The sequence below is a fragment of the Peribacillus sp. SIMBA_075 genome, from assembly GCF_046534585.1.
Genome location: NZ_JAWRYN010000096.1, coordinates 1 through 1,234, shown reverse-complemented (window position 1 = coordinate 1,234; position 1,234 = coordinate 1). Strand labels below are relative to the sequence as shown.

Here is a 1,234-nt window from a genome sequence, read left to right as displayed (position 1 = left end):
CTTTCAGTTTAGCCTTAACCGGCGCATGACTTCAAGACTAACTCCTCTAAATCAATTACCAGTGGCTGCTGCCAGTGGTGCTTTTGCATGTCTTTCCGGGTTGGACTCAAGACGATAGTTACCGGATAAGGCGCAGCGGTCGGACTGAACGGGGGGTTCGTGCATACAGTCCAGCTTGGAGCGAACTGCCTACCCGGAACTGAGTGTCAGGCGTGGAATGAGACAAACGCGGCCATAACAGCGGAATGACACCGGTAAACCGAAAGGCAGGAACAGGAGAGCGCACGAGGGAGCCGCCAGGGGGAAACGCCTGGTATCTTTATAGTCCTGTCGGGTTTCGCCACCACTGATTTGAGCGTCAGATTTCGTGATGCTTGTCAGGGGGGCGGAGCCTATGGAAAAACGGCTTTGCCGCGGCCCTCTCACTTCCCTGTTAAGTATCTTCCTGGCATCTTCCAGGAAATCTCCGCCCCGTTCGTAAGCCATTTCCGCTCGCCGCAGTCGAACGACCGAGCGTAGCGAGTCAGTGAGCGAGGAAGCGGAATATATCCTGTATCACATATTCTGCTGACGCACCGGTGCAGCCTTTTTTCTCCTGCCACATGAAGCACTTCACTGACACCCTCATCAGTGCCAACATAGTAAGCCAGTATACACTCCGCTAGCGCTGATGTCCGGCGGTGCTTTTGCCGTTACGCACCACCCCGTCAGTAGCTGAACAGGAGGGACAGCTGATAGAAACAGAAGCCACTGGAGCACCTCAAAAACACCATCATACACTAAATCAGTAAGTTGGCAGCATCACCCGACGCACTTTGCGCCGAATAAATACCTGTGACGGAAGATCACTTCGCAGAATAAATAAATCCTGGTGTCCCTGTTGATACCGGGAAGCCCTGGGCCAACTTTTGGCGAAAATGAGACGTTGATCGGCACGTAAGAGGTTCCAACTTTCACCATAATGAAATAAGATCACTACCGGGCGTATTTTTTGAGTTATCGAGATTTTCAGGAGCTAAGGAAGCTAAAATGGAGAAAAAAATCACTGGATATACCACCGTTCATATATCCCAATGGCATCGTAAAGAACATTTTGAGGCATTTCAGTCAGTTGCTCAATGTACCTATAACCAGACCGTTCAGCTGGATATTACGGCCTTTTTAAAGACCGTAAAGAAAAATAAGCACAAGTTTTATCCGGCCTTTATTCACATTCTTGCCCGCCTGATGAATG

The 1,234-nt window shown here is 49.9% G+C and carries 1 protein-coding gene and 1 pseudogene; one reads left to right on the top strand and one right to left on the bottom strand.

Going from position 1 to position 1,234, the window contains the following annotated elements; genetic code table 11:
- Positions 1–664 precede the first annotated feature (664 nt).
- Positions 665–751: pseudogene (locus SB775_RS27290) on the bottom strand (IS1 family transposase); the annotation flags it as partial.
- Between the two features lie 278 nt (positions 752–1,029).
- Between SB775_RS27290 and SB775_RS27285 the strand changes: the two are divergent.
- On the top strand, positions 1,030–1,234 hold a 205-nt coding region (locus SB775_RS27285; RefSeq protein ID WP_410864263.1), incomplete at its 3' end, for a CatA-like O-acetyltransferase.